Here is a 22,799-nt window from a genome sequence, read left to right as displayed (position 1 = left end):
CCGGTCCGTCGAAAGTCCCGCACGTGAAAGGATGGGGTCAACTCCGTTGAGTACGAGCCAGTTTGATGATGTGGCCGCGGACGTGCCGGACGGCGGCAGCGGTGAGGACTGCTACGTCTTCCCCGCCTCGCGGGCCCAGCAGCGCATGTACTTCCTGCAGGAACTGGCGGGCGACGCCTCCACCTACCACGTGCCGCTGTTCTTCGCACTCACCGGCGAGGTCGACGAGCGGGCCCTGCGCGAGGCCGCACAGGGCCTGCTCGACCGGCACGAGGCGCTGCGCACCCGGTTCGCGGTGCGGGACGGCGAGCTTCTCCAACTCATCAGCGAGAAGGCCGAGTTGGCGTGGCGTGTGGACGAGGCCGCCGCGGCGGACGACGACGAGGAAGTGGCCCGGTGGCTGCGCCGTGAGAGCGCGCGCCCCTTCGACCTGCGCACCGGGCCGCTGTTCCGCGTCGCGCTGCTGCGCAGGTCGAGGCAGGCGTCGGTGCTGCTGCTCGACATGCACCACATCGTCACCGACGGCTGGTCCTCGGGCATCCTCCTCCGGGAGCTGTCCCACGGCTACGCACGCCGCATCGCGGGCGCCGAGGACGACCAGCAGCCGCCCGAGGTGCAGTACGCGGACTACTCCACGTGGCAGGACGAGTGGCTGGAGTGCGCGGCGGCCCTCCGCCAGGAGGAGTACTGGCGCGGACGGCTCTCCGGTGAGCTGCCCACCCTGAAGCTGCCCACGCCCCGGCCGCGCCGCCAGGACGTACCCGACGGCGCCGGAAGTCATGTCTTTGCGCTGTCCGACCGGGCGGCGCAGGGGCTGACCGAACTGTGCGCGCGGTCCGGCGCCACCCCGTTCATGGGACTGCTCGCCGCCTTCAACGTGCTGCTGAGCCGCTACACCGGGGACGAGGACATCCTGGTCGGCACGCCCATCGCGGGCCGCAACCGCGACGAGTTCGCCCGGACCGTCGGCCTGTTCGTGAACACCACGGTGCTGCGCACCGACCTGTCCGGCGATCCGACCTTCAGGGAGCTGCTCGACCGGGTCCGTGACCGGGTGCTGGAGGCGCACGACCATCAGGATCTGCCCTTCGAGCGGCTGGTGGAGCTCGCGGGGGCCGGGCGGGGTCCGCAGTCCTCACCGCTGTTCCAGGTGATGTTCGGGATGAACCGGTCGGGCGATCTGGAGTGCACGCTGCCCGGCGTGGATGTCGAGTGGCTGCCGGTGACGCTCTCCGAGGCCAAGTTCGACCTGATGCTGGACGCGACCGAGTCCCCGGCCGGTATCGAGTGCGCCTTCGAGTACCGCGCCGACCTGTTCGGGGCCGAGACGATCGCGCTCCTCGCCGAGCAGTACGGGGTGCTCCTGGAGTCCGTCGTCGCCGACCCGGACGGTCCCGTGTCGGCGCTGCGGGTGCTCACCGACACCGAACTGGCCCGGCAGGCGTACCCGTCGACGGCTTCGACGGGTACGGCGCCGCGGCTGTGTCACGAGCGGTTCGCCGACTGGGCGGCCCGCACCCCCGACGCGATCGCCGTGGCCGACGGCGACGCGCACCTCACGTACGCCGAACTGGAGGCGTACGCCAACCAGTTGGCGCACCACCTGCGCGCGGCGGGCGTCGGCCCCGGCACCCTGGTGGGGCTGAGCATGCGCCGCACCGCCGACCTCCTCGTCGCGCTCCTGGCCGTCGTGAAGGCGGGCGGCGCCTACGTGCCTTTCGACCCGGCCTACCCCACCGACCGGCTGCGCTTCATGGCCGACGACAGCGGGGTGCGCACCCTGGTCGTCGGCGACGGGGTCCCGCGCTGGTGGGACGGGCTCTCCCTGCACGTCGTCGACCCGGCCCGCGAGGCCGCCGCCGTCGCCGCGCGGCCGCGCACCGCCCCGGACAGCGGCGTCACCGCCGACGATCTCGCGTACGTCATCTACACCTCCGGCTCCACCGGCCGCCCCAAGGGCACCCTGATCCCGCACCGCAACATCGCCCGGCTGTTCTCCGCGACCGAGCCCTGGTTCGGCTTCGGGCCGACGGACGTGTGGACGCTGTTCCACTCCTACGCCTTCGACTTCTCGGTGTGGGAGATCTGGGGCGCCCTCACCCACGGCGGGCGGCTCGTGGTGGTGCCCTACGAGACCAGCCGCGACCCCGAGGAGTTCCACCGGCTGCTGAGCGCGCAGCGGGTGACCGTGCTCAACCAGACACCGTCGGCGTTCTACCAGCTGATGCGGGCCGACCGGGACACCCCGCGCCCGCTCGCGCTGCGCCTGGTCGTCTTCGGCGGCGAGGCCCTGGACCTGCCCGCCCTGCGCGACTGGTTCGAGCGGCACGGCGACAGCTCGCCACGCCTGGTCAACATGTACGGGATCACCGAGACGACCGTGCATGTGACCTACCGTCCGATCACCCTGCGCGACCTGGACGAGGGCCGCGGCAGCGTCATCGGCAGGCCCATCCCGGACCTGCGTCTGTACGTCCTGGACCGGCACGGCCGCCCCGTGCCCACGGGTGTGCCCGGCGAGCTGTACGTGGGCGGCGCGGGCCTGGCCGACGGCTATCTGAACCAACCCGAGCTGACCGCGCGGCGGTTCGTGCCCGCACCGCCCGGCAGCGGCGCGACCGGGCCGCTGTACCGCACCGGCGACCTGGTGCGCCCGCTGCCCGACGGCGACCTGGAGTACTGCGGCCGCATCGACCGGCAGGTCAAACTGCGCGGCTTCCGCATCGAACTCGGCGACATCGAGGCCGCGTTGAGCAGCCACGACGCCGTCGTCGACTCGGCCGTGCTGCTGCGCACCGACGACGCGGGCCATCCCTACCTCGCCGCCTACGCCGCCGCGCCGGGCGCCGACGCCCCGGATGCGCGGGCGCTGCGTGACCACCTGGCCGCGCTGCTGCCCGACTACATGGTCCCGGCCTCCTGCACCGTACTGCCCGCCCTCCCGCTGACCGCCAACGGAAAGGTCGACCGCGACGCGCTGCCCGCACCCCGGGCGGCCCGGGAGCCGGCCGCCCGGTACGTCGCCCCGCGCACTGAGGTCGAACGCGCCCTCGTCGAGGTGTGGCAGGAGGTGCTCGGCTGCCGCGTCGGCATCGACGACGGCTACTTCGCCCTGGGCGGCGACTCCATCCGCAGCATTCAGCTGCTGGCCCGCGCCCGCGAGGCAGGGCTCGACTTCAAGCTCACCGACCTGATGGACAAGAAGACCGTCCGCAACCTGGCCGGCACCGTCACCGTGCGCGTTCCGCGCGGACAAGGCAGCCGCCCCGGGGCGTTCGACCTGCTGTCCGCCGCCGACCGGGCCCTGCTGCCGCCCGGCCTCGACGACGCCTACCCGATGACCCGCACCCAGCTCGGCATGGTCTTCCACAGCGGCCTGTCGCGCGGCGGCACCGGCGTCTACCACAACACCACCTCCTACCGGCTGCGCGCCCGCTTCGACGAGGCGGCCTGGCGCACCGCCCTCGACGCCACTATCGGCCGCCACGACATCCTGCGGACCTCCTTCGACCTGCACACCTGCTCCGTGCCCGTACAGGTGGTGCACCACCGGGTGAGCGCTCCCGTCACCTTCGAGGACCTCACCCACCTGACCGACGCCCGGCAACAGGCGGCGGTCGACCGGCGTGCCGCCCAGGAACAGGCCGAGCCGTTCGACGGGCAGCGCGCCCCGCTGATCCGCTTCCACGTCCAGCGCCTGTCCGACGACACCCAGCAGCTGTTCATCACCGAGCACCACGCGATCCTCGACGGCTGGAGCGAACGCTCCCTGTTCACGGAGCTCCTCACCCGCTACGCCGCCGCTCTCACCGGCGCCCTCGCCCCCGGCGTCGCCCCGCCCGCCGCCCGCTTCCGCGACTACGTCGCCCTGGAGGCCGCCGCGCTCGCCGACGAGGACAGCGCCGCGTACTGGCGAAGGGAGCTGGCGGACGCCGCCTCGACCCGGCTGCCCCGCCCGGTACGGGCCATCGGCCAGGACCGCGACAGCGACATGCGCTTCGCCGAGGCCCCCGTCGCCCCCGAGGTGACCGCCGCCCTCACGGCGCTCGCGGCCCGCCTCGACGTACCGCTGCGCACCGTCCTGCTCGCCGCCCACCTGCGCGTGATGGGCCTGCTCGGCGGCAGCGACGACGTGGTCACCGGCGTCGTCCACAACGGCCGCGGCGAGGACCGCGACGCCGAACTGACCCTGGGCGTCTTCCTCAACACCCTGCCGTTCCGCTCCCGTTCGACCGGCGGCAGCTGGATCGATCTGATCGAGCGCACCGCACGGCAGGACATCGACATCCAGCCGCACCGCCGTTTCCCGCTCCAGGAGATCATGCGGCTGCACGACGGCGCGGAACTCTTCGAGCACTTCTTCAACTTCACGCACTTCCACGTGGAGAACACCGGAACGTACGACGGTGCTGTCGACGTCCTGGACGCCCAGGGCGAGGCGCCGACGAACTTCCCCTTCGGCGCCGAGTTCGCCCTCGCGAGTGGCGACGGCGACCTCACGCTCGGACTGCGCTATGACGCCGCCCGGTTCGACGACGACCAGATCACCGCTTTCCACGGCCACTACGCCGCCGCCCTCGCCGCCATGGCCCACTCGCCGCACAGCCCGTACCTGGACGCGGATCTGCTCTCGCCCGCCGAACACGCGCTGATCGCCTCCTGGAACGCCACCGAGCGGGACTACAGCGACCGCCCCCACCTGCTGCACTCGCTGGTCGCCGAACAGGTGCGGCTGCGCCCCGAGGAGATCGCGGTGCGCCACGACGGGGCCGAGCTGAGCTACCGCGCCCTGGACGAGCGGGCGGCGCGCCTGGCGGCCGCGCTGCGCGAGCACGGCGTGGCCCGGGGCACGTTCGTCGGCGTCCTGCTGGAGCGCTCGCTCGATCTGTCCGTGGCCCTGCTCGCCGTCCTCAAGGCCGGTGCCGCGTATGTGCCGTTGGACGTCGAGCACCCGGACCGGCGCATCCGCCAGGTCGTGGACGCCGCGGGCCTGACCGTGGTCGTCACGGACGCGGCCGGTGCGGACCGGTTCGCCGCCGTTCCCGGCCCGACAGTGGTGGCCCCGGACGCCGTACCGGCGGACACCGTCCGGGAGGAGACCGGGCGCACTCCCGACGACCCCGCCTACATGATCTTCACGTCGGGTTCCACCGGCACCCCCAAGGGCGTCGTCGTGTCCCACCGGGCCATCTGCAACCGGCTGCTGTGGATGCAGCAGGAGTACCGGCTCGTGGCCGGGGAGCGGGTGCTGCACAAGACGCCGTACACGTTCGACGTGTCGGTGTGGGAACTGTTCTGGCCGCTGCTCGCGGGCGCCACCGTGGTGCACGCCCGGCCCGGCGGCCACCGTGACCCGGCCCATCTCGCCGAGCTGATCGTCGCCGAGCACATCACGACCGTGCACTTCGTGCCGTCCATGCTCCAGGCGTTCGTCGAGGAACCCGCGGCCCGCCGGTGCACCGGCCTGACCCGGGTCGTGTGCAGCGGAGAGGCACTGCCGCACGATCTGCAGACCCGGTTCTTCGCCGTCCTGGACGCCGAACTGCACAACCTGTACGGCCCCACCGAGGCCGCCGTCGACGTCACCGCCTGGCACTGCCGCGACGACGGCCGCGCCGTGGTGCCGATCGGCCGCCCCATCGCCAACATGCGGACCCACGTCCTGGACCCGCGCGGCCGCACCGTGCCCGTCGGCGTCACCGGTGAACTCCACCTCAGCGGCGTCGGCCTCGCCGACGGCTACCACGGCAGGCCCGACCTGACCGAGCGGGCCTTCGTCACACACACCGACCGCACGGGCGTCCGGCGGCGCATGTACCGCACCGGCGACCTGGCGCGCCTGCTGCCCGACGGCACTCTCGAGTACCGGGGCCGCACCGACTCCCAGATCAAACTGCGCGGAGTCCGCATCGAACTGCAGGAGATCGAGGCCGTGCTGGCCGCCCACCCGGCCGTCGCCGAGTGCGCGGTCGCCTTGCGCGGGCAGCGGCTCGTCGGCTACGTCGTACCCGCCGCCGGCGCCGACCTCGACCCCGCCGACGACGCGGCCGCCCACCTCGCCCAGCGGCTGCCCGCCCCCATGGTGCCGACCGCGTGGGTGCGCCTGGACGCCATGCCGCTCACCGGCAGCGGCAAGCTCGACCGCGCGGCGCTGCCGCAGCCGCCCGCGACGGAACGCCCCCAAGGGCACCGCGTCGCCCCTCGCGACCCGCACGAGGAGCGCCTGGTGCGGCTGTGGCAGCGGCTGCTCGACACCCAGGACGTGGGGGTGCACGACGACTTCTTCGCCCTGGGCGGGCACTCGCTCACCGCTGTCCGCCTCGTCGCCCTGGTCAACGCCGAGTTCGGCGCCGCCCTGCGCGTCTCCGCGGTCCTCGAACACCCCACGATCGCCCGGCAGGCCGCGCTGCTGCGACGGCACCGGGACCCGGCGGGCGGCGCGGCCGCGCCCGTGGTGACGCTGCGCGGCCACGGCCGTCGCACGCCCCTGTTCCTGGTCCATCCCGTCGGCGGGGGAGTCACCTGCTACCGCGACCTGGCCGCCGCCCTCGACGACGAACAGCCGGTGTACGCCCTGCCCGCGCCCGGCCTGGACGACGCCGATGCCCTGCCCGCCTCCGTCGCCGAACTCGCCGAGCGCTGCCTGCGGGCCGTGCTCGCCGTGCGTCCCGACGGTCCCTACGCGCTGGCCGGATGGTCCTTCGGCGGCCTGGTCGCCCAGGAGATGGCCTGCCGCCTGCACGAGCACGGCACGCCCGCCACGGTTCTCGCCCTCATCGACACCGGCTTCCCGACGGCCGCCCCGCCGGAGCCCGACCTGCTGCGGGACTTCGCCGTGGACGTGCTGAGCTCGGCGGGCCGCGCCGCCGACGCCGCGCTGCTCGCACAGCTGGCGGCGCACGCGGCGGCGGCCCGCACCGACGCGGCCGTCGAGACGCTCGCCCGGCACCTCGACACCCCGCGGCCCGACGACGGACCCGGCGGCCTGACAGCGCCCCAACTCGCCCGCCGCTACGCCGTGTTCCGCAACAACCGGCTGCTGGCCGCCGCCCACCGGCCGCGCCCCTACCCCGGCGCCGTCCGCTTCTACCAGGGCACCGACGCGGCGGCCGGACACGAGGCCACCCGCTGGGCCCCGTCCTGGCAGGGCCCGGCCGTCGTCCGCGAACTGCACGCCGGCCACTACGACATCGTGCGCCCCCCGCACGTCAAAGCGGTCGCCGACGACCTCGGCACCGCCCTCACGACTCGGCAACAGGAGACACCCGCATGATCGAGCTGCGCAGCGACACCTTCACCCTGCCGACCCCCGCCATGCTCACCGCGATGGGCCGGGCCAGGCTGGGCGACGACGTGTACGGCGAGGACCCGACCGTCCGCGAACTGGAGGAGAAGGCCGCCCAGTTGCTCGGCAAGGAGGCGGGCTGTCTGATGCCGAGCGGCACCATGGCGAACCTGGCCTCGATCATGACGCACGCGCCACGCGGCTCGAAGGTCCTGGTCGGCACCGAGAGCGACATCTACGTCTACGAGGCGGGCGGCGCCTCCGTGTGCGGCGGCATCGTCTACGAGCCGGTCGTCAACCGGCCCGACGGCACGCTGCCCCTGGCCGAGCTGCGGGCCGGCTTCCCCGACGACCCGGAGGACCCGCAGTTCGCCCTCCCGTCGCTGATCTGCCTGGAGAACACCCAGAACCGCTGCGGCGGCGTCCTGCTGAGCCTGGAGTACCAGCGCGAGGTACGGGAGTTGGCGGACCGGCACGGCATCGGCGTCCACCTGGACGGGGCGCGGATCTTCAACGCGGCGGTGGCGCTCGGCCGTCCGCCCGCCGACCTGGTCCAGTACGCCGACTCCGTGCAGTTCTGCCTGTCCAAGGGGCTGTCCGCGCCGATCGGATCGATGGTGGTGGGCTCCACCGACTTCGTGCGCGGCGTCCGTCGCGTCCGCAAGATGCTCGGCGGCGGCATGCGCCAGGCCGGCCTGCTGGCCGCCGCGGGGCTGGTCGCGCTCGACGACTACGAGCGCCTCGCCGAGGACCACGAGAACGCGCTGCGCCTGGCCAAGGGCCTCGCCGACATCGACGGCATCGCCGTCGACCCCGACGCCGTACAGACCAACATCGTCATGTTCCGCGTGACGGCCCCCGGCTTCACCTGGCAGATCTTCGCCGACGCCGCCGCCCGCCAGGGCCTGGCCATCGCCGAACTGGGCCACGGCCGGCTGCGCGCCGTCACCCACCGTGGCGTCGACGCCGCCGGCATCGACGCGGCCCTCGCCATCGTGCGGCGCGTCATCGCGCAGGGAGCGGAGGCCTGACATGACGGCACACGAGAAAGAGCCCTCCACCGCCGCGCTGCGCGCCGCGCTGCTGCAGAAGCTGCGCGGCGGCGCGGGCGACACCCCTCCGGCCGAGACGGCCACGGCCGCCGCGGCCCGCGTGACCGCCGTCCCGAGGACCGGCCCGCTGCCCGCCTCCAGCGCACAGGAACGCCTGTGGTTCCTGGACCAGTTGCACGGCGAGAACGCCGCCTACAACGTGGTGTTCGCCCTCCGCCTCGACGGCCCGCTCCGTATCGACGTGCTGCGCGCCTGCCTCGCCCGCCTCGTCGACCGGCACGAGGTGCTGCGCACCCGCTACGTCAAGGAGGGCGAGGACCTCTTCCAGGACATCGCGCGCACCCTCACCCTCGACATCCCCTGCGACGACCTGACCCGGCTGCCCGAGAACGAGCGGGAGGCGGAGGCACACCGCCGCCTCGCCGCCCACAGCCGCATCCCCTTCTCCCTGCTGTCCGCGCAGCCCCTCGTACGGTTCCGCGTGCTGCGCTCGTCACCGACCCGCCACCACCTCTTCGCCAACTTCCATCACAGCGTCACCGACGGCTGGTCGGAGGACATCTTCTTCGGCGAGCTGTGGCAGCTGTACGGGGACGTCGTGGCGGGCCATGAGAGCCGCCTGCCCGAGGTGCCCGTGCAGTACGCGGACTACGCGGTGTGGGAGCGCGGCCCGGCCGCCACCGCCCGCGTCGAAGAGCAAGTGACGTACTGGAAGCAGCAGTTGAGCGGCGAGCCAGCCGCCGTCGAGCTGCCCGCCGACCGGCCGCGGCCCACCGCACCCAGCTTCCGCGGCGCCGGTGTCACCGTCGACGTGCCGCCCGAGGTGGCCCGGGCCATCGACGAGACGGGCCGCCGCGAACACGTCACCCCCTTCACGGTCCTGCTGACGGCGCTCACCGCCCTGCTGCACCGCTACACCGGCGGCGAGGACATCGTCGTCGGCACGCCCGTCGCGGCCCGTACCCGCCCGGAACTGGAACGGACCGTCGGGTTCTTCGTGAACACCGTCGCGCTGCGCACCGACCTGTCGGGCGAGCCCACCTTCGCCGAACTGCTGCGGCGCGCCCGCGAGGTGACCGTGCAGGCCCAGGCCCACCAGGAGGCCCCGTTCGCCCGGGTCGTGCAGGAGGTCGCGCCGGACCGCGACCCGGCCCTCAACCCGCTCTTCCAGGTGCTGTGCAACTACCTGGAGACACAGGAGAGCTGGCACGTCGGCGAGGTGACCGCGCAGATCGTCGACATCGCCGAGCAGAGCACCCGCTTCGACCTGGAACTGCACGCCGAGAAGCTCGCGTCGGGCGGCTACCGATGCCGCTTCGTGTACGCCACCGACCTCTTCGACGAGGCCCGGGTACGACGCCTGGCCGAGCACTACCTCACGGTGCTGGCCGCCGCCGTCCAGGCACCGCACACCCGCGTCGCCGACTGCGCCCTGCTGTCCGGCAGCGAACGCGAGCTGGTCGTCGAGACGTGGAACGCCACCGAGCGCCCGCTGCCCGATCGGACGGTGGTGGAACTCTTCGGGCGAGCGGCCGCCGCCACCCCCGACGCCACCGCGCTGCTGCACGAGGACGCCGCCCTGACCTACCGGGAACTCGACGAGCGCTCGGACCGGCTGGCCCGGCTGCTGGCCGCCCGCGGCGCCGGCCCCGAGCGGGTCGTGGCCCTGACGCTGCCGCGCTGCCCGGACCTCGTCGTCGCCATGATGGCCGTCCTCAAGACCGGCGCCGCCTATCTGCCCGTCGAACCCGACTACCCCGACGACCGCGTCGCCTACATGCTCGGCCAGGCCCGCCCCGCGCTCGCGGTGACCTACCGCTCCCGCCTCGACGGGCTGCCCGCGGGCGTCGAGGCGCTGGTCCTCGACGCCCCGCAGACGGCCGACCGGCTCGCCGCGCAGCCCACGGGGCCGCTCGACGCACGCGAGTGGCACGGGCCGCCCCCGCGTGACGACCACCCCGCCTACCTGATCTACACCTCCGGCTCCACCGGCCGGCCCAAGGGTGTCGTCATGCCGCACCGCGGCCTGCGCAACATGCTCGCCGCCCACCGCGCCGCCTTCCCCGCCGGCGGCCCCGGCACCCGCGTCGCCCAGTTCTGCTCCGTCGGCTTCGACTTCTCCGTCGAGGAGATCCTCGCGACGCTGCTGCACGGCAAGACGCTCGTGATCCCGCCCGACGAGGTGCGCCGCAGCGCCGAACAGCTCGCCCGCTGGATCGCACGCCACCGCGTCAACGAACTGTTCGCGCCCACCGCCGTCATCGAGGCCCTGTACGAGGCCGCCCGCGAACAGGGCATCCCGCTCGACACGCTCACCGACGTCATCCAGGGCGGCGAGGCCCTCACCCTGGGCGAACGCACCCGCGCCGGACACCGGCCCGGCTCCGGACGCCGCCTGCACAACGTGTACGGACCCGCCGAGACCCACGGCGTGACCATGTACACGCTCCCCGAGGACAGCGCCGGCTGGCCCGCGTCCGCCCCGCTCGGCGCCCCCATCGCCAACACCCGCGCCTACGTCCTCGACACCCGCCTGCGCCCGGTGCCCGTGGGCGTCACCGGCGAGCTGTACCTGGCCGGCGACTGCCTCGCCCGCGGCTACGCCCACCAGCCCCGGCTCACCGCCGAACGCTTCGTCGCCTGCCCCTTCGGCGCCCCGGGCGAGCGCATGTACCGCACCGGCGACCTCGCCCAGTGGCAGCCCGACGGCACTCTGCAGATGTTCGGCCGCTCCGACGAGCAGGTGAAGATCAGGGGATTCCGGGTGGAGCCCGGCGAGGTGGAGGCGGCCCTCACCGAACTGCCCGACGTCGCCCACGCGGCCGTGACCGTGTGCGAGGACCGGCCCGGCGACAAGTACCTCGCCGCCTACGTCACCCCCGCCGACGGCACCCCGCTCGACATCACCGCGCTGCGCGCCCGGCTCGCCCGGTCGCTGCCGTCGTTCATGGTCCCCGCGGTCTTCGTCCCGCTGGACGCGCTGCCGCTCAGCCCCAACGGCAAACTCGACCGCAAGGCACTGCCCGCCCCCGACCACGGGGCGCGCGAGGCCGGACGCGGGCCGCGCACCGAGGCCGAACACCTGCTGTGCGGACTGTTCACCGAGGTCCTCGGACACCCCTGGGAGGATGTCGAGGCGAGCTTCTTCGCCCACGGCGGCCACTCACTGCTCGCGACCCGTCTGATCACCCGCATCCGCGGCGAATGCGGTGTCGAACTCCCGCTGCGCGCCGTGTTCGAAACCCCCACCGTCGCCGAACTCGCCACCCGCCTGGGCGTACGGGGAGCGAGCCGCCCGGCCCTCGAACGCGCACCGCGCCCCGAGACCGTACCGCTGTCGTACGCGCAGCGCCGGCTGTGGTTCCTCAACCGGTTCGAGGACCAGCGCGCCGTCTACAACATGCCGTGGGCGCTCACCCTCACCGGCCCGCTCGACGTCGCCGCGCTCGAAGCGGCGCTCGGCGACCTGGTGGGCCGCCACGAGAGCCTGCGCACGGTGTTCCCCGCGACCGAAGGCGAACCCCACCAGTACCTGCTGAGCCCCGAACAGGCGCGCCCCCGGCTGCGGTTGCACGACACGGCCACCGCGCAGGGCCCCGGCGACCTGAGCGAGCCGGTCGCCGCCGCGGCGGCGGCGGGATTCGACGTCACGGTGGACCCGCCGCTGCGCGCCCATCTGTTCACCGCGGGACCCGACACCCACGTCCTGCTCGTCGTGGTGCACCACATCGCCTGCGACGGCTGGTCCATCGGACCGCTGTGGCGGGACCTGTCGGCCGCCTACACGGCCCGCCGCGCGGGCCGGGCGCCGCAGTGGGAGCCGCTGCCCGTCCAGTACGCCGACTACACCCTGTGGCAGCGCAGGCTGCTCGGCGCGCCCGACGACCCCGACAGCGTGCTCGCACGCCAGACCGCGTACTGGGCAGAAGCACTGGCCGGACTGCCCGACGAACTGAACCTGCCCACCGGCCGACCGCGCAGGCCCGACAGCGGGCACCGCGGTGGCGCCGTCCCCTTCGCCGTACCGGCCGCCCTGCACCGGCGTCTGACCGACCTCGCGCAGCGCACCGGCACCAGCACCTTCATGGTGGTGCAGACGGCGCTCGCCGCGCTGCTCACCCGGGCCGGGGCGGGCACCGACATCCCGCTGGGCACACCCCTCGCGGGCCGCGCCGACGAAGCCCTCGACGACCTCGTCGGCTTCTTCGTCAACACCCTCGTGCTGCGCACCGATACCTCCGGCGACCCGACGTTCGCCGAACTCCTCGCCCGTATCCGCTCCCACAGCCTGGCCGCGTACGCGCACCAGGACCTGCCCTTCGACCGGCTGGTGGAGTCGCTGAACCCGGCCCGCTCGGTCGGCCGCCACCCGCTGTTCCAGGTGATGCTCGCCTTCCAGAACAACGCGGGCGGCGAACTCGACCTGCCCGGACTCCAGGTCCGTGACTTCCCCTTCGAGCTGCGGCACTCCATGTTCGACCTGCTGTTCAACATCACCGAGCAGCGCGACACGCGGGGCGAGCCCGCGGGCCTGGGCGGCTACGTCACCTACCGGCTCGACCTGTTCGAGCGCGGCACGGCCGAATGGCTCGTGACCGGCCTGACCCGGATGCTGACGGCCCTGGCCGCCGACCCCGACCGGCGCCCCGCCGACGTGGATCTCCTCGACGCCGCGCAGCGCCACCTCCTGCTGAGCGAGCGCAACGACACCGACCGCACCCTGCCGCGGACCTCACTCGCCGCCCTCTTCGAACACCAAGCGGCCCGCACCCCCGACGCCCCCGCCCTCAGCCATGGTGAACTGACGCTGACCTACCGGGAGTTGAACGAGCGGGCCAACCGCCTGTCCCGTCTGCTCGTGGGACGCGGGGTGGGTGCGGAGGACATCGTCGCGCTCCTGCTGCCCCGCTCGGCGGAGCAGGTGATCGCCCTGCTCGCGGTGGTCAAGGCGGGCGCCGCCTACCTCCCCCTGGACCCGAGCCAGCCCGCGGACCGCGTCGCCTACATGCTCCGTGACGCGTCCCCCGCCCTGACACTCACCACCACCGCCGTCGACGCGACCCTCCACGGCCGGCCACCGGCCCGGACGATCCACCTCGACACCGCGGACCACACCGCCGCCCTCGGCCGGCAGTCGACCGACGACCTGCGCGACGAGGAGCGAGTGCGCCCCACCCACCCCCTCCACCCGGCCTACCTCGTCTACACCTCGGGATCCACCGGCCGCCCCAAGGGCGTACTGATGCCCGGCCGCACCCTGATCAACCTGCTGACCTGGCAGGCCGATGCAGGACCCGGCCACGGCCCCGGCCGCACCGCGCAGTTCACCACGCCCAGCTTCGACGTCAGCACCCAGGAGATCCTCGCCACCCTTGTCGACGGCGACGAACTCGTCGTCCCCGACCTGGACGTCCGCGAGGACTTCGCTGGGTTCGTACGCTGGCTCGACCGTGAACGGATCACCACCCTGTACGCCCCCAACGTCGTCATCGAGACCCTGGCCCGGATCGCCGACGAGGAGAGTCTGGGCCTGGCCGCGCTGCGCCAAGTCGCCCAGGCGGGCGAGGCGTTGGTGCTCGGCGACCGCATGCGTCGCTTCTTCGCCGAGCGGCCGCACTGCCGGCTGCTCAACCACTACGGCCCGGCCGAGACCCACGTCACGACCAGCTACGCGCTGCCCGCCGAGCGCGCCATGTGGCCCTACGCTCCCCCCGTCGGCCGTCCCGTGGACAACACACGCTGCTACGTCCTGGACGACCGACTGCGCCCGGTGCCGCCGGGTGTCCCCGGCGAGCTGTACCTCGCGGGCGCGGCACTCGCCCGAGGCTACGCGGGCCGACCCGCCCTGACCGCGGAGCGCTTCGTCGCCTGCCCGTTCGGCGCACCTGGCGAACGGATGTACCGCACCGGCGACATCGTGGTCTGGAACGCGGAAGGCCAACTGGAGTACCGCGGCCGCGCCGACGACCAGGTCAAGGTACGCGGCTTCCGCGTCGAACTCGGCGAGGTCGAACAAGCCCTGGCCGGGCACCCGGAGGTGACCCAGGTCAAGGTGCTCGCCGAGGACCACCCCAGCCGCGGCAGGCAACTCGCCGCCTACGTCGTGACCGCGGCGGACGCCGAGCCGACCGCCCGGGACCTGCGCGAGCACGCCGCCCGCTGGCTGCCCGACCACATGATCCCCGCCCGCTTCTGCACCGTGGCCGCCTTCCCCGCCTCGCCCAACGGCAAGGTGGACGCGACCCGCCTGGCGGCACTCGCCACGGAACTGCCCGCCGAGGACACGTACGAGCCCCCGACCTCACCCACACAGCACACCATCGCGGCGGTGTGGCAGAAGCTGCTCGACACCGACCGCGTCGGCGTGCACGACAACTTCTTCACCCTGGGCGGCCATTCACTGCTGGCCACCCAGGCGGTGTCGAAACTCCGCACGGCCCTGGGGATGCCCCTGACCATGCGGGACTTCTTCACCCACCCCACCGTCGCCGCCCTCGCAACCCTGGCCGAGAGCCGGGACACACAGGAGACACCCGAGGAACCGGAGGTACCGGTGGTACGCCGGGCCCGACGCCGCACGACACTCTGACGGGCGCGGGGGGCCGGAGGGAGCCCGGCACCGGTCCCCCCAGCTGGGCGAGAGTTCGCGGCGGGGTGGCCGGAGCGATGCGCGGGGCGCTGGCTGAGGAGAGGAGGGATGCGGGGAGGTTCGGCGGGGAGGGCTAAGCGAAAGGTCGTGATCCATCCAGGAACTGAGCGATCAGATTCGCCGCTTCCGCGCCTGCGGACAAGCGCGAGATCACCTCGGCCTCGCGGTCGAGGTGGGTCTCCAAACCATCGGCCCACGAGGAACGCACCAGGTGTCGGGCTTCACCGAGCGCACGAGTGGGCCTTGATGCCAAACGCACAGCCAGGCGATGCGCGCTCTCCCCGACGAGCTCGTCGTCGCACACCTGGGACACAATGCCCAGTTCCCTCGCACGCTCAGCATCAACCGGGGCTGACATCATGATGAGTTCGAGGGCCCGCTGCTGCCCGATCGCTCGTGGAAGAAGCCACGACAGTCCGCTGTCAGGCGACAGGCCGATCGAAGTGTAGGCGGTGACGAACCTCGCCGAGCCGCCCGCCACGACGGCATCGGCTCCCAGCGCGAGCGCGAACCCGGCTCCGGCTGCCGCGCCTTGGACCGCCGCTACAACCGGCTTCGGCATCGCATCCATGACCTTCACTGCTTCATGCGCGGCCCGCACAAGGGACGTGAGGAACGCCGGCCGGTCCGCGGCGGCTGCCATGGCCGCGACATCGCCGCCGGCGCAGAAGTTCTTTCCCGCCCCCATGAGCAGCACGGCGTCAACATCGGTGTCCTCCCCGGCACTTCTCATCGCCACTTTCAGCTGTCGCGCAAGCGGGATGTCAATGGCGTTGGACACCTCCGGCCGGTTGAGCGTCACATGTGCTACGCGGTCGTGTACCCCGTAGAGCACGGCCTGTGACCCGTCGGCCGCGGAGTGGGTGCGCAATGGACCTCCTCAGTCGATCCATGATAGAAGGAAGATTGTATATGATATTTGAATTGGGGGTCCGATGCGCGTCCTTAACGGAATCGACGAGCTGCGCGCGGCCGTCGGTGAGCACCTCGGGTACAGCGACTACCGAACGGTCTCGCAGGCCGACATCAACACCTTCGCCGATCTGACGGGTGACCATCAGTGGATCCACGTGGACCCGGACCGGGCCAAGGACGGCCCCTTCGGCGGCACCATCGCGCACGGGCTGCTCACCCTGTCGCTGGGGCCTCGGATGGTCAACGACATCTTCCGCATCGAAGGGATGCGGATGGGCGTGAACTACGGCTACGACCGCATCCGATTCCCCGCCCCCGTCCCCGTGGACTCCAAGGTGCGGGTGGGCGCGGCACTCGAAGCGGTCGAGGAGGTGCCGGGCGGCGTCCAGGTGCGGATGGCGTTCACGTGGGAGATCGAGGGCGGGAACAAGCCGGCGTGCGTGGCGGCCATGCTGCTGCGATACAGCGCCTGAAGCGGGAGGGCGAAGTCGTATGCGAGAAGCGGTTGTCTGCGAGCCGTTGCGTACGCCCGTCGGCCGGTACGGGGGTGCGCTGCGCGATGTGCCCGCCGTCGGCCTGGCGGCCACCGTGCTGCGGGCCCTGGTCGAGCGCACCGGTCTGTCCTCGGCCGACATCGACGAGGTGCAGCTCGGTCAGTGCTATCCGACCTCGGAGGCGCCGGCGATCGGCAGGGTCGCGGCCCTCGACGCCGGTCTGGACGAGACCGTCACGGGGTTGCAGATCGACCGGCGATGCGGTTCCGGGCTGCAGGCCGTCCTGAACGCAGCGATGCAAGTGCGCATGGGGGTCAGCGACCTGGTGGTCGCGGGCGGCGCGGAGAGCATGAGCTCCGCCGCGTTCTACACGACCGAGGCCCGCTGGGGTGCCAAGGGCGGGGCGCTCACCCTCCACGATGCACTGGCGCGTGGGCGTACCACCGCGGGCGGTCAGCTCCATCCCGTGGCTGGCGGGATGCTGGAGACCGCGGAGAACCTGCGGCGCGAGTACGGCATTTCCCGTCTGGAGCAGGACGAGCTCGCGCTCGGCTCGCATCTGCGCGCCGTGGACGCCCAACGCAAGGGTCGGTTCGCCGACGAGCTCGTGCCGGTGGAGGTGGCCGGCCGCAAGGGTGTGACCGTGGTCGACGCCGACGAGCACCCGCGGCCCGAGGTGTCCCTGGAGTCGCTCGGCCGACTGCGTCCGGTCCTGGCCGCTCAGGACCACGAGGCGACGGTCACGGCGGGCAACGCCAGCGGCCAGAACGACGGCGCCGCGGTCTGCGTCGTCACCCATCCGGACAACGCCCAGCGACTGGGGCTGCGCCCCATGGCCCGGGTCGTCTCCTGGGCCGTCGCCGGCGTACCACCGCGCACTATGGGCATCGGCCCGGTTCCCGCCACCCGGATCGCCCTGGAACGCGCGGGACTGAAGCTCACCGACATCGATCTGATCGAGATCAACGAGGCCTTCGCCGCCCAGGTCCTCGCCTGCACGCGGGAGTGGGGCTTCGGGGCCGCGGACTGGGAGCGCACGAACGTCAACGGGTCAGGGATCTCACTCGGCCACCCCGTCGGTGCCACCGGCTGCCGGATCCTCGCGACACTGCTGCGCGAGCTCGACCGCCGGCAGGGGCGCTACGGCCTGGAAACCATGTGCATCGGAGGCGGCCAGGGCCTGACCGCGGTCTTCGAGCGCATCGCTGCGTAGAGGCCGGCAGATCACCGCGTAGGCACCACCACGTGAAGGAGCTTCGATGAAACTTCTTGAGGGGCAGAGCGTGATCATCACCGGCGCCGGTCAGGGCATCGGTCTCGCCATCGCCAGGGTCTTCGCCGCCCAGGGAGCGCGGCTGATCGTCGCCGACATCGACCTCGACGCGGCCGAGGCGGCCGCCAAGTCGCTGTGCGACACCGGGGCTCAGGCCTCAGCCGTACGCTGCGACGTCACCGTCGAGGACCAGGTGGAGGCCTTGGCCGGGGCCGCGGTCGAGCGGTACGGCGCGCTGGACGTCCTGGTCAACAACGCGGGCATCACCCGTGATGCCACGCTTCGCAGGATGACCGTTCAGCAGTTCCGCGAGGTCATGGACGTCCATCTCGTCGGCACCTGGCTCGGCCTGAAGTACGCCGCAGCGCGCATGCGCGAACAGGGCGGCGGGGCCGTCGTCAACATCTCGTCCATCTCCGGCAAGGTGGGGCTGCCAGGTCAGACCAACTACAGCGCGGCGAAGGCCGGTGTGGTCGGCATGACGAAGGCAGCGGCCAAGGAACTGGCGCACCTGGGAATCCGGGTGAACGCCATCCAGCCGGGTCTGGTCCGCACCGCGATGACCGAGGCCCTGCGGCCGGACATCTGGGAGGAGAAGCTCGCCGGAGTTCCGATGGGGCGGGCCGCGGAGCCCGAGGAGATCGGCAAGGTGGCGCTGTTCCTGGCCAGTGAGCTGTCGAGCTATATGACCGGTGCGGTGCTCGAAGTGACCGGTGGTCGGCACATGTGACCGTGCGGGTGGCCGTCCCTGGTGACGGTCACCCGCGCGGTGCTGTGCGCTCACCCCGGGCGGACGATCCTCTCCGTCACCTGCCAGCCCTCGTCGGTGCGGCGGAACGTGTCCCGGTACGTACCCATCGAAGCCAGCACCGGGCGCCCACCGGTCCCGACATAGAACTGCCAGCAGGACTCGGCGACGGCCTCGTCTCCATGGACAGTGACCGCGGTGGTGCTGATCAGGTGTCTCGTACGGGTTCCCGGCCCGGCGATGGCGGATGCCCTCCGCTCGGCGCCGGCGAGGCAGATCTCCGTACGCCCCTTGCGCACGACCTGGCCGGGCATCTCCCAGCGCGCGTCCTCGGTGAAGCACGCGCCGTACTCCTCCAGCGTGCCTTCGTCCGAGCTGTGCGCGATCCGTGCCAGCACGTTCCTGATCTCGAACTGCGCTTGTCCGTATGAACGCTCGCGCTCGGACGTCGTGTCCATCTGCTTCTCCCCCACAGCCGGAGGCCTACCGAAGCCCGGCCGCGCGGGTGCCGAAGAGATCTGTCGCGATCGAGGCGCCCAGGGCCGTCGCGTCCCAGCGCTTCTCGCCGCTGCAGATGCTGCGTGCCTCGTGCCAGCCGCCCATGAGGTGAATCTTGTCGTGGATCGCGCGGATCACCTGGCCCGTCACATGCTGGGCCTCATCGCTCGCGAGCCACGCGACGAGTGGGGAACTGCCCGCCGGATCCATGGGGTGGTACTCGTCCTCGGCCAGTTGGTCGGGCTCGAACGGCACCAGGTCCGCGCCCATCGTCGCGGTCAGCCGCGTCATGCCGCCGGGGCCGACGGCGTTGACCGTCACACCGAGCTTGTACAGCTCAAGGCTCGTGGTGAGAGTGAGGCCTACGATCGCCGCCTTGGCCGTCGCGTAGTTGGACTGGCCCATGTTGCCGCTCAGGCCCGCCCCGGACGTCGTGTTGATGATCCGTCCGCGGACCTGCTCGCCGCCCTTCACTCGCTCCCTGAAGTGCCGGGCCGCGTGGTGCGTGGTCAGCCAGGAACCGCGGACGTGGACGCGCATCACTGTGTCGAAGTCGTCCGGCGACATGTTCCAGATCATCCTGTCGCGCGCTATGCCCGCGTTGTTGACCACGACGTCCACGCGGCCGAACTCGGCGACGGTGCGCTCGAAGAGGGCTTCGACGCGATCGGCGTCGGAGATGTCCGAGTAGTCGGCCACGGCTGTCCCGCCGCGCCCGGTGATGAGGTCGACCACCTCGTCGGCGTCCTTCCCTTCTCCCTCACCGCGTACGGACGCGCCGACGTCGTTCACCACGACGCGTGCGCCGTGTCGGGCCAGTTCCAGAGCATGGCCGCGGCCGATCCCATGGGCTGCGCCCGTGACGATCGCGACCTTGTCCTCCAGAAGACGGGGCATACGGACCTCCCGAGAGCGATTGCAGACTATATATATTATCAATCTCTTGGGAGGAGATGCAGCATGGCCACAACAGACAGGCCAACCACAGATCCCCGAGCCGACCTGCGCTGGGGAACGACCAGCGCGCTCCTGAGCGATGCGGCCGCCCGCCTGGGTTCCGCCGAGGCCGTGGCCGAGGGCGCGGACCGCTGGACGTACGCCGAACTCGACGCCCGAGTGACGCGGCTGGCCCGGTCGTTCCTCGCCGCAGGCCTCGTCAAGGGCGACCGGGTGGCCGTCTGGGGCCCGAACAGCGGCAAGTGGATCGTCACCGCGCTGGCGCTGCAACGGGCCGGCGGGGTGCTGGTGCCGCTCAACACGCGCTTCAAGCCGGCCGAGGCCGCGTACATCCTGGCCCGCAGTGGGGCACGCATGCTCGTCGTCACCGGGGAGTTCCTTGGACGTGATTACGCGGCCGGGCTTGCCGAGGAGACCGGACCCGCGGCCGGCGGGCTTCCCTTCAGCGGTCTGCCGCTGCTGGAGACCGTGGTGCTGATGGACGGCGACGCGACGGGACCACTGCTCGCCTGGCGGCAATTCGAGAACCTCGGCCAGACGGTGGACGAGGCGGACGTGATCCGCCGGGCGGCCGTGATCGGACCCAACGACCTGTCCGACATGCTCTTCACCTCGGGAACCACCGGACATCCCAAGGGCGCGATGTGCACACACGGCCAGACACTGCGGGCGTACGCGGTCTGGGCCCAGGTCGTCGGGTTGCGCGAAGGCGACCGGTACCTGGTCGTGAATCCGTTCTTCCACGGGTTCGGCTACAAGGCCGGCTGGCTCGCGTCGTTGATCGTCGGGGCCACGGTGCTGCCCGAGCGCACGCTCGACGTGCCGCATGTGCTCGAGGTCGTACGACAGGAACGCGTCACCGTCCTTCCCGGTACGCCGACGCTCTATCAGACCATGTTGGAGCACCCCGACTTCAGCGCCGAGGGCGTCGCGCATCTGAGACTGGCGGTGACGGGTGCGGCCAGTGTGCCGCCGAGGCTGCTGACCCGTATCAAGGAGGAGATCGGCTTCGACCACGTCGTCACGGGCTACGGACTCACCGAGTCGTGCGCGATCGTCTCCATGTGCCGCTACGACGATCCACCCGAGGCGGTCGCCACCACCTGCGGCCATCCTCTGCCCGGCATCGAGGTCGCCGTGCTGGACGGTTCGGGCTCCGCTGTACCGCCCGGCGAGGAGGGCGAGATCGTCGTCCGCGGATACACCGTCATGAAGGGGTACTTCGGAGAGGAGTCCGAGACCGCGGCCACCATCGACGAGGACGGCTGGCTGCACACCGGCGACATCGGACTGCTCGACCCGGACGGCAGGCTCCGGATCACCGACCGCATGAAGGACATGTACATAGTCGGCGGTTTCAACGCGTATCCGGCGGAGATCGAGCGGATCCTGGACGGCCATCCCGGTATCGCCCGCTCGGCCGTGGTCGGCGTCCCGGACGCTCGCATGGGCGAGGTGGGAGCCGCCTTCGTCGTGCCGCGCCGTGACACGACCCTCGTCCCCGAGGACGTCATCACCTGGGCCAGGGCGAACATGGCCAACTACAAGGTGCCCCGGCAGGTCCACGTGGTCGCGGACCTGCCGGTCAACGCCTCCGGGAAGGTACTGAAAGGCGAGTTGCGCGAACGCCTCGCCACGCCCTCCCAGAGCTGATCAGGCCGTACCCAGGACTCCGGCCGTCCGCAGCGCTTCGATCCGGGCGTCGTCGTAGCCGAGGAGGTCGCGCAGGATCTCCTCGGCGTGCTCGCCGGGCGCCGGCGCCTTGGCGTTGGCCGCGGGCGGCTGCTCCCCCACCACGCGTACAGGGAAGGGGAGTTGATCCGCGCCGAGGCGCTCCGCGCACTGCCACGGCATCCGCTCGCCGAACTGCGGGTCCGCCGCGATCGTCGCCGGCGTGTTCACCGGCCCGATCGGTACGTCATGGGCGAGCCCCAGCTCGATCCACGCCGCCGTCGTGCGCTGCCGGAAGACGTCGGCCAGTTCGCGGCGCAGCCACAGGTCGCCGCGCGCGTGGTCGGCGAGGTGGGCTCCCGGGCGGGCCTCGTAGAGGTCGTCGCGGCCCACGGCCGAGCAGAAGTTCTTCCAGAACTTCTGCTCGGAGGCCATGAACAGGACGTGGCCGTCCGCCGATGCGTAGAACTGGTAGCGGACGCCGTCCGCCATACCGGCCGTGCCCGGCGGCCGCCGCTCCAGACCGTCGGAGGGATTTCCGGTGACCTCGTCGGCGGGACGCTCATGGGCGCGGTGGCCTTCGCTGCGCAACCAGTCGAAGGCCGCTGCCGCATCGGACTGGGCGACTTCCAGATGGCAGCCGGCGCCTGTCTCGCGAGCGCGCAGTACTGCGGCCAGGATCGCCGCGGTGCCGTACAGCGGACCCGCGGTGATGCCGATCGAGGTGTGGTCCGGGATCGACGGAAGACCTTCGGGACCGGGCACCGGGGCCACGGTCCCGGCCCACGCGTCGTACGCGATCCCGTGGCTGGGCAGATCGCGATACGGGCCGGTCATGCCGTATCCGGTGATGGTGAACAGCACGACACGCGGGTTGACTTCCGTCAGCCGTCCGAAGCCCAGGCCTCTGCGGTCGAGCCCGCCGGGCCGCATGGCCTCGATCACCACGTCGGCACCGGCCACAAGCTCCAGGAAGATCTCCCTGCCCGCCTGAGTGCGAAGGTCGAGCACGATGCTGTTCTTGCCACGGCTGATGTGCAGGTGCAGGAGCGAGTCCCCCTGCACGATGGGCCAGCTCATCTCGCGTATGTAGTCGCCTCCCGGCGGCTCCACCTTGATCACGTCCGCGCCCAGGTCGGCGAGCGGTGTGGAGACCGCCCCCGGACCGAGCATCGAGCACTCCACGACCCTGAGCCCGGCCAGCAGCCGGGATCCCACTGGCGCGTCGTCGGTCACTTGCGACTCCCTCCGTCCGAG

At 72.0% G+C, this 22,799-nt stretch carries 11 protein-coding genes; 7 read left to right on the top strand and 4 right to left on the bottom strand.

What is annotated here, in order from left to right; all coding sequences use genetic code 11:
• Window positions 1-70 precede the first annotated feature (70 nt).
• Genes I2W78_RS29185 through I2W78_RS29175 form a run of 3 tightly spaced genes read left to right on the top strand, consistent with a single transcriptional unit; the run spans window position 71 to window position 14,926 of the window.
• The gene (locus I2W78_RS29185; RefSeq protein ID WP_196463225.1) at window positions 71-7,273 is read left to right on the top strand and encodes an amino acid adenylation domain-containing protein; all 7,203 of its coding nucleotides are present in this window, start codon (window positions 71-73) and stop codon (window positions 7,271-7,273) included.
• Window positions 7,270-8,316, top strand: coding sequence for a GntG family PLP-dependent aldolase (locus tag I2W78_RS29180; RefSeq protein ID WP_196463224.1), 1,047 nt, complete (start codon window positions 7,270-7,272; stop codon window positions 8,314-8,316). Before I2W78_RS29185 ends, I2W78_RS29180 begins: the two co-directional genes overlap by 4 nt.
• Window position 8,317: 1 nt before the next feature.
• A complete protein-coding gene (locus tag I2W78_RS29175; protein ID WP_196463223.1) occupies window positions 8,318-14,926 on the top strand; it encodes a non-ribosomal peptide synthetase in 6,609 nt (2,202 codons plus the stop codon).
• 133 nt (window positions 14,927-15,059) lie between these two features.
• Here the strand turns inward: I2W78_RS29175 and I2W78_RS29170 are convergent, their stop codons facing one another.
• Complete coding sequence (locus I2W78_RS29170; protein WP_196463222.1) at window positions 15,060-15,857, bottom strand: enoyl-CoA hydratase/isomerase family protein; 798 nt, start codon at window positions 15,855-15,857, stop codon at window positions 15,060-15,062.
• A gap of 64 nt (window positions 15,858-15,921) precedes the next feature.
• Between I2W78_RS29170 and I2W78_RS29165 the strand changes: the two genes are divergently transcribed.
• From I2W78_RS29165 to fabG, 3 genes are read left to right on the top strand one after another with little or no spacing between them, the layout of a single operon-like run.
• A complete protein-coding gene (locus I2W78_RS29165; protein ID WP_196463221.1) occupies window positions 15,922-16,374 on the top strand; it encodes a MaoC family dehydratase in 453 nt (150 codons plus the stop codon).
• Between the two features lie 19 nt (window positions 16,375-16,393).
• A complete protein-coding gene (locus tag I2W78_RS29160) occupies window positions 16,394-17,608 on the top strand; it encodes an acetyl-CoA C-acetyltransferase (RefSeq protein ID WP_196463220.1) in 1,215 nt (404 codons plus the stop codon).
• A gap of 46 nt (window positions 17,609-17,654) precedes the next feature.
• Entirely contained in the window at window positions 17,655-18,398 is a 744-nt protein-coding gene (gene fabG, locus I2W78_RS29155) for a 3-oxoacyl-ACP reductase FabG (protein ID WP_196463219.1), read from the top strand.
• A gap of 50 nt (window positions 18,399-18,448) precedes the next feature.
• Here the strand turns inward: fabG and I2W78_RS29150 are convergent, their stop codons facing one another.
• Together I2W78_RS29150 and I2W78_RS29145 are read right to left on the bottom strand one after the other, a co-directional pair.
• Window positions 18,449-18,874 (bottom strand): nuclear transport factor 2 family protein, encoded by a 426-nt coding sequence (locus tag I2W78_RS29150; protein WP_196463218.1) that lies wholly within the window; start codon window positions 18,872-18,874, stop codon window positions 18,449-18,451.
• 25 nt (window positions 18,875-18,899) lie between these two features.
• Entirely contained in the window at window positions 18,900-19,811 is a 912-nt protein-coding gene (locus I2W78_RS29145; protein ID WP_196463217.1) for an SDR family NAD(P)-dependent oxidoreductase, read from the bottom strand.
• Window positions 19,812-19,874: 63 nt separating this feature from the next.
• Here I2W78_RS29145 and I2W78_RS29140 point away from each other — a divergent pair, with 63 nt between their 5' ends.
• The gene (locus I2W78_RS29140; RefSeq protein ID WP_196463216.1) at window positions 19,875-21,524 is read left to right on the top strand and encodes a FadD3 family acyl-CoA ligase; all 1,650 of its coding nucleotides are present in this window, start codon (window positions 19,875-19,877) and stop codon (window positions 21,522-21,524) included.
• On the opposite strand, the gene I2W78_RS29135 is transcribed toward I2W78_RS29140, so the two are convergent.
• Window positions 21,525-22,778 (bottom strand): CaiB/BaiF CoA transferase family protein, encoded by a 1,254-nt coding sequence (locus I2W78_RS29135; protein WP_307783839.1) that lies wholly within the window; start codon window positions 22,776-22,778, stop codon window positions 21,525-21,527.
• Window positions 22,779-22,799 lie beyond the last annotated feature (21 nt).

Source organism: Streptomyces spinoverrucosus, assembly GCF_015712165.1.
GTDB lineage: Bacteria > Actinomycetota > Actinomycetes > Streptomycetales > Streptomycetaceae > Streptomyces > Streptomyces spinoverrucosus_A.
Note: the sequence above shows the minus strand (reverse complement) of the source record. Positions and strands in the feature narration are given on the sequence as shown.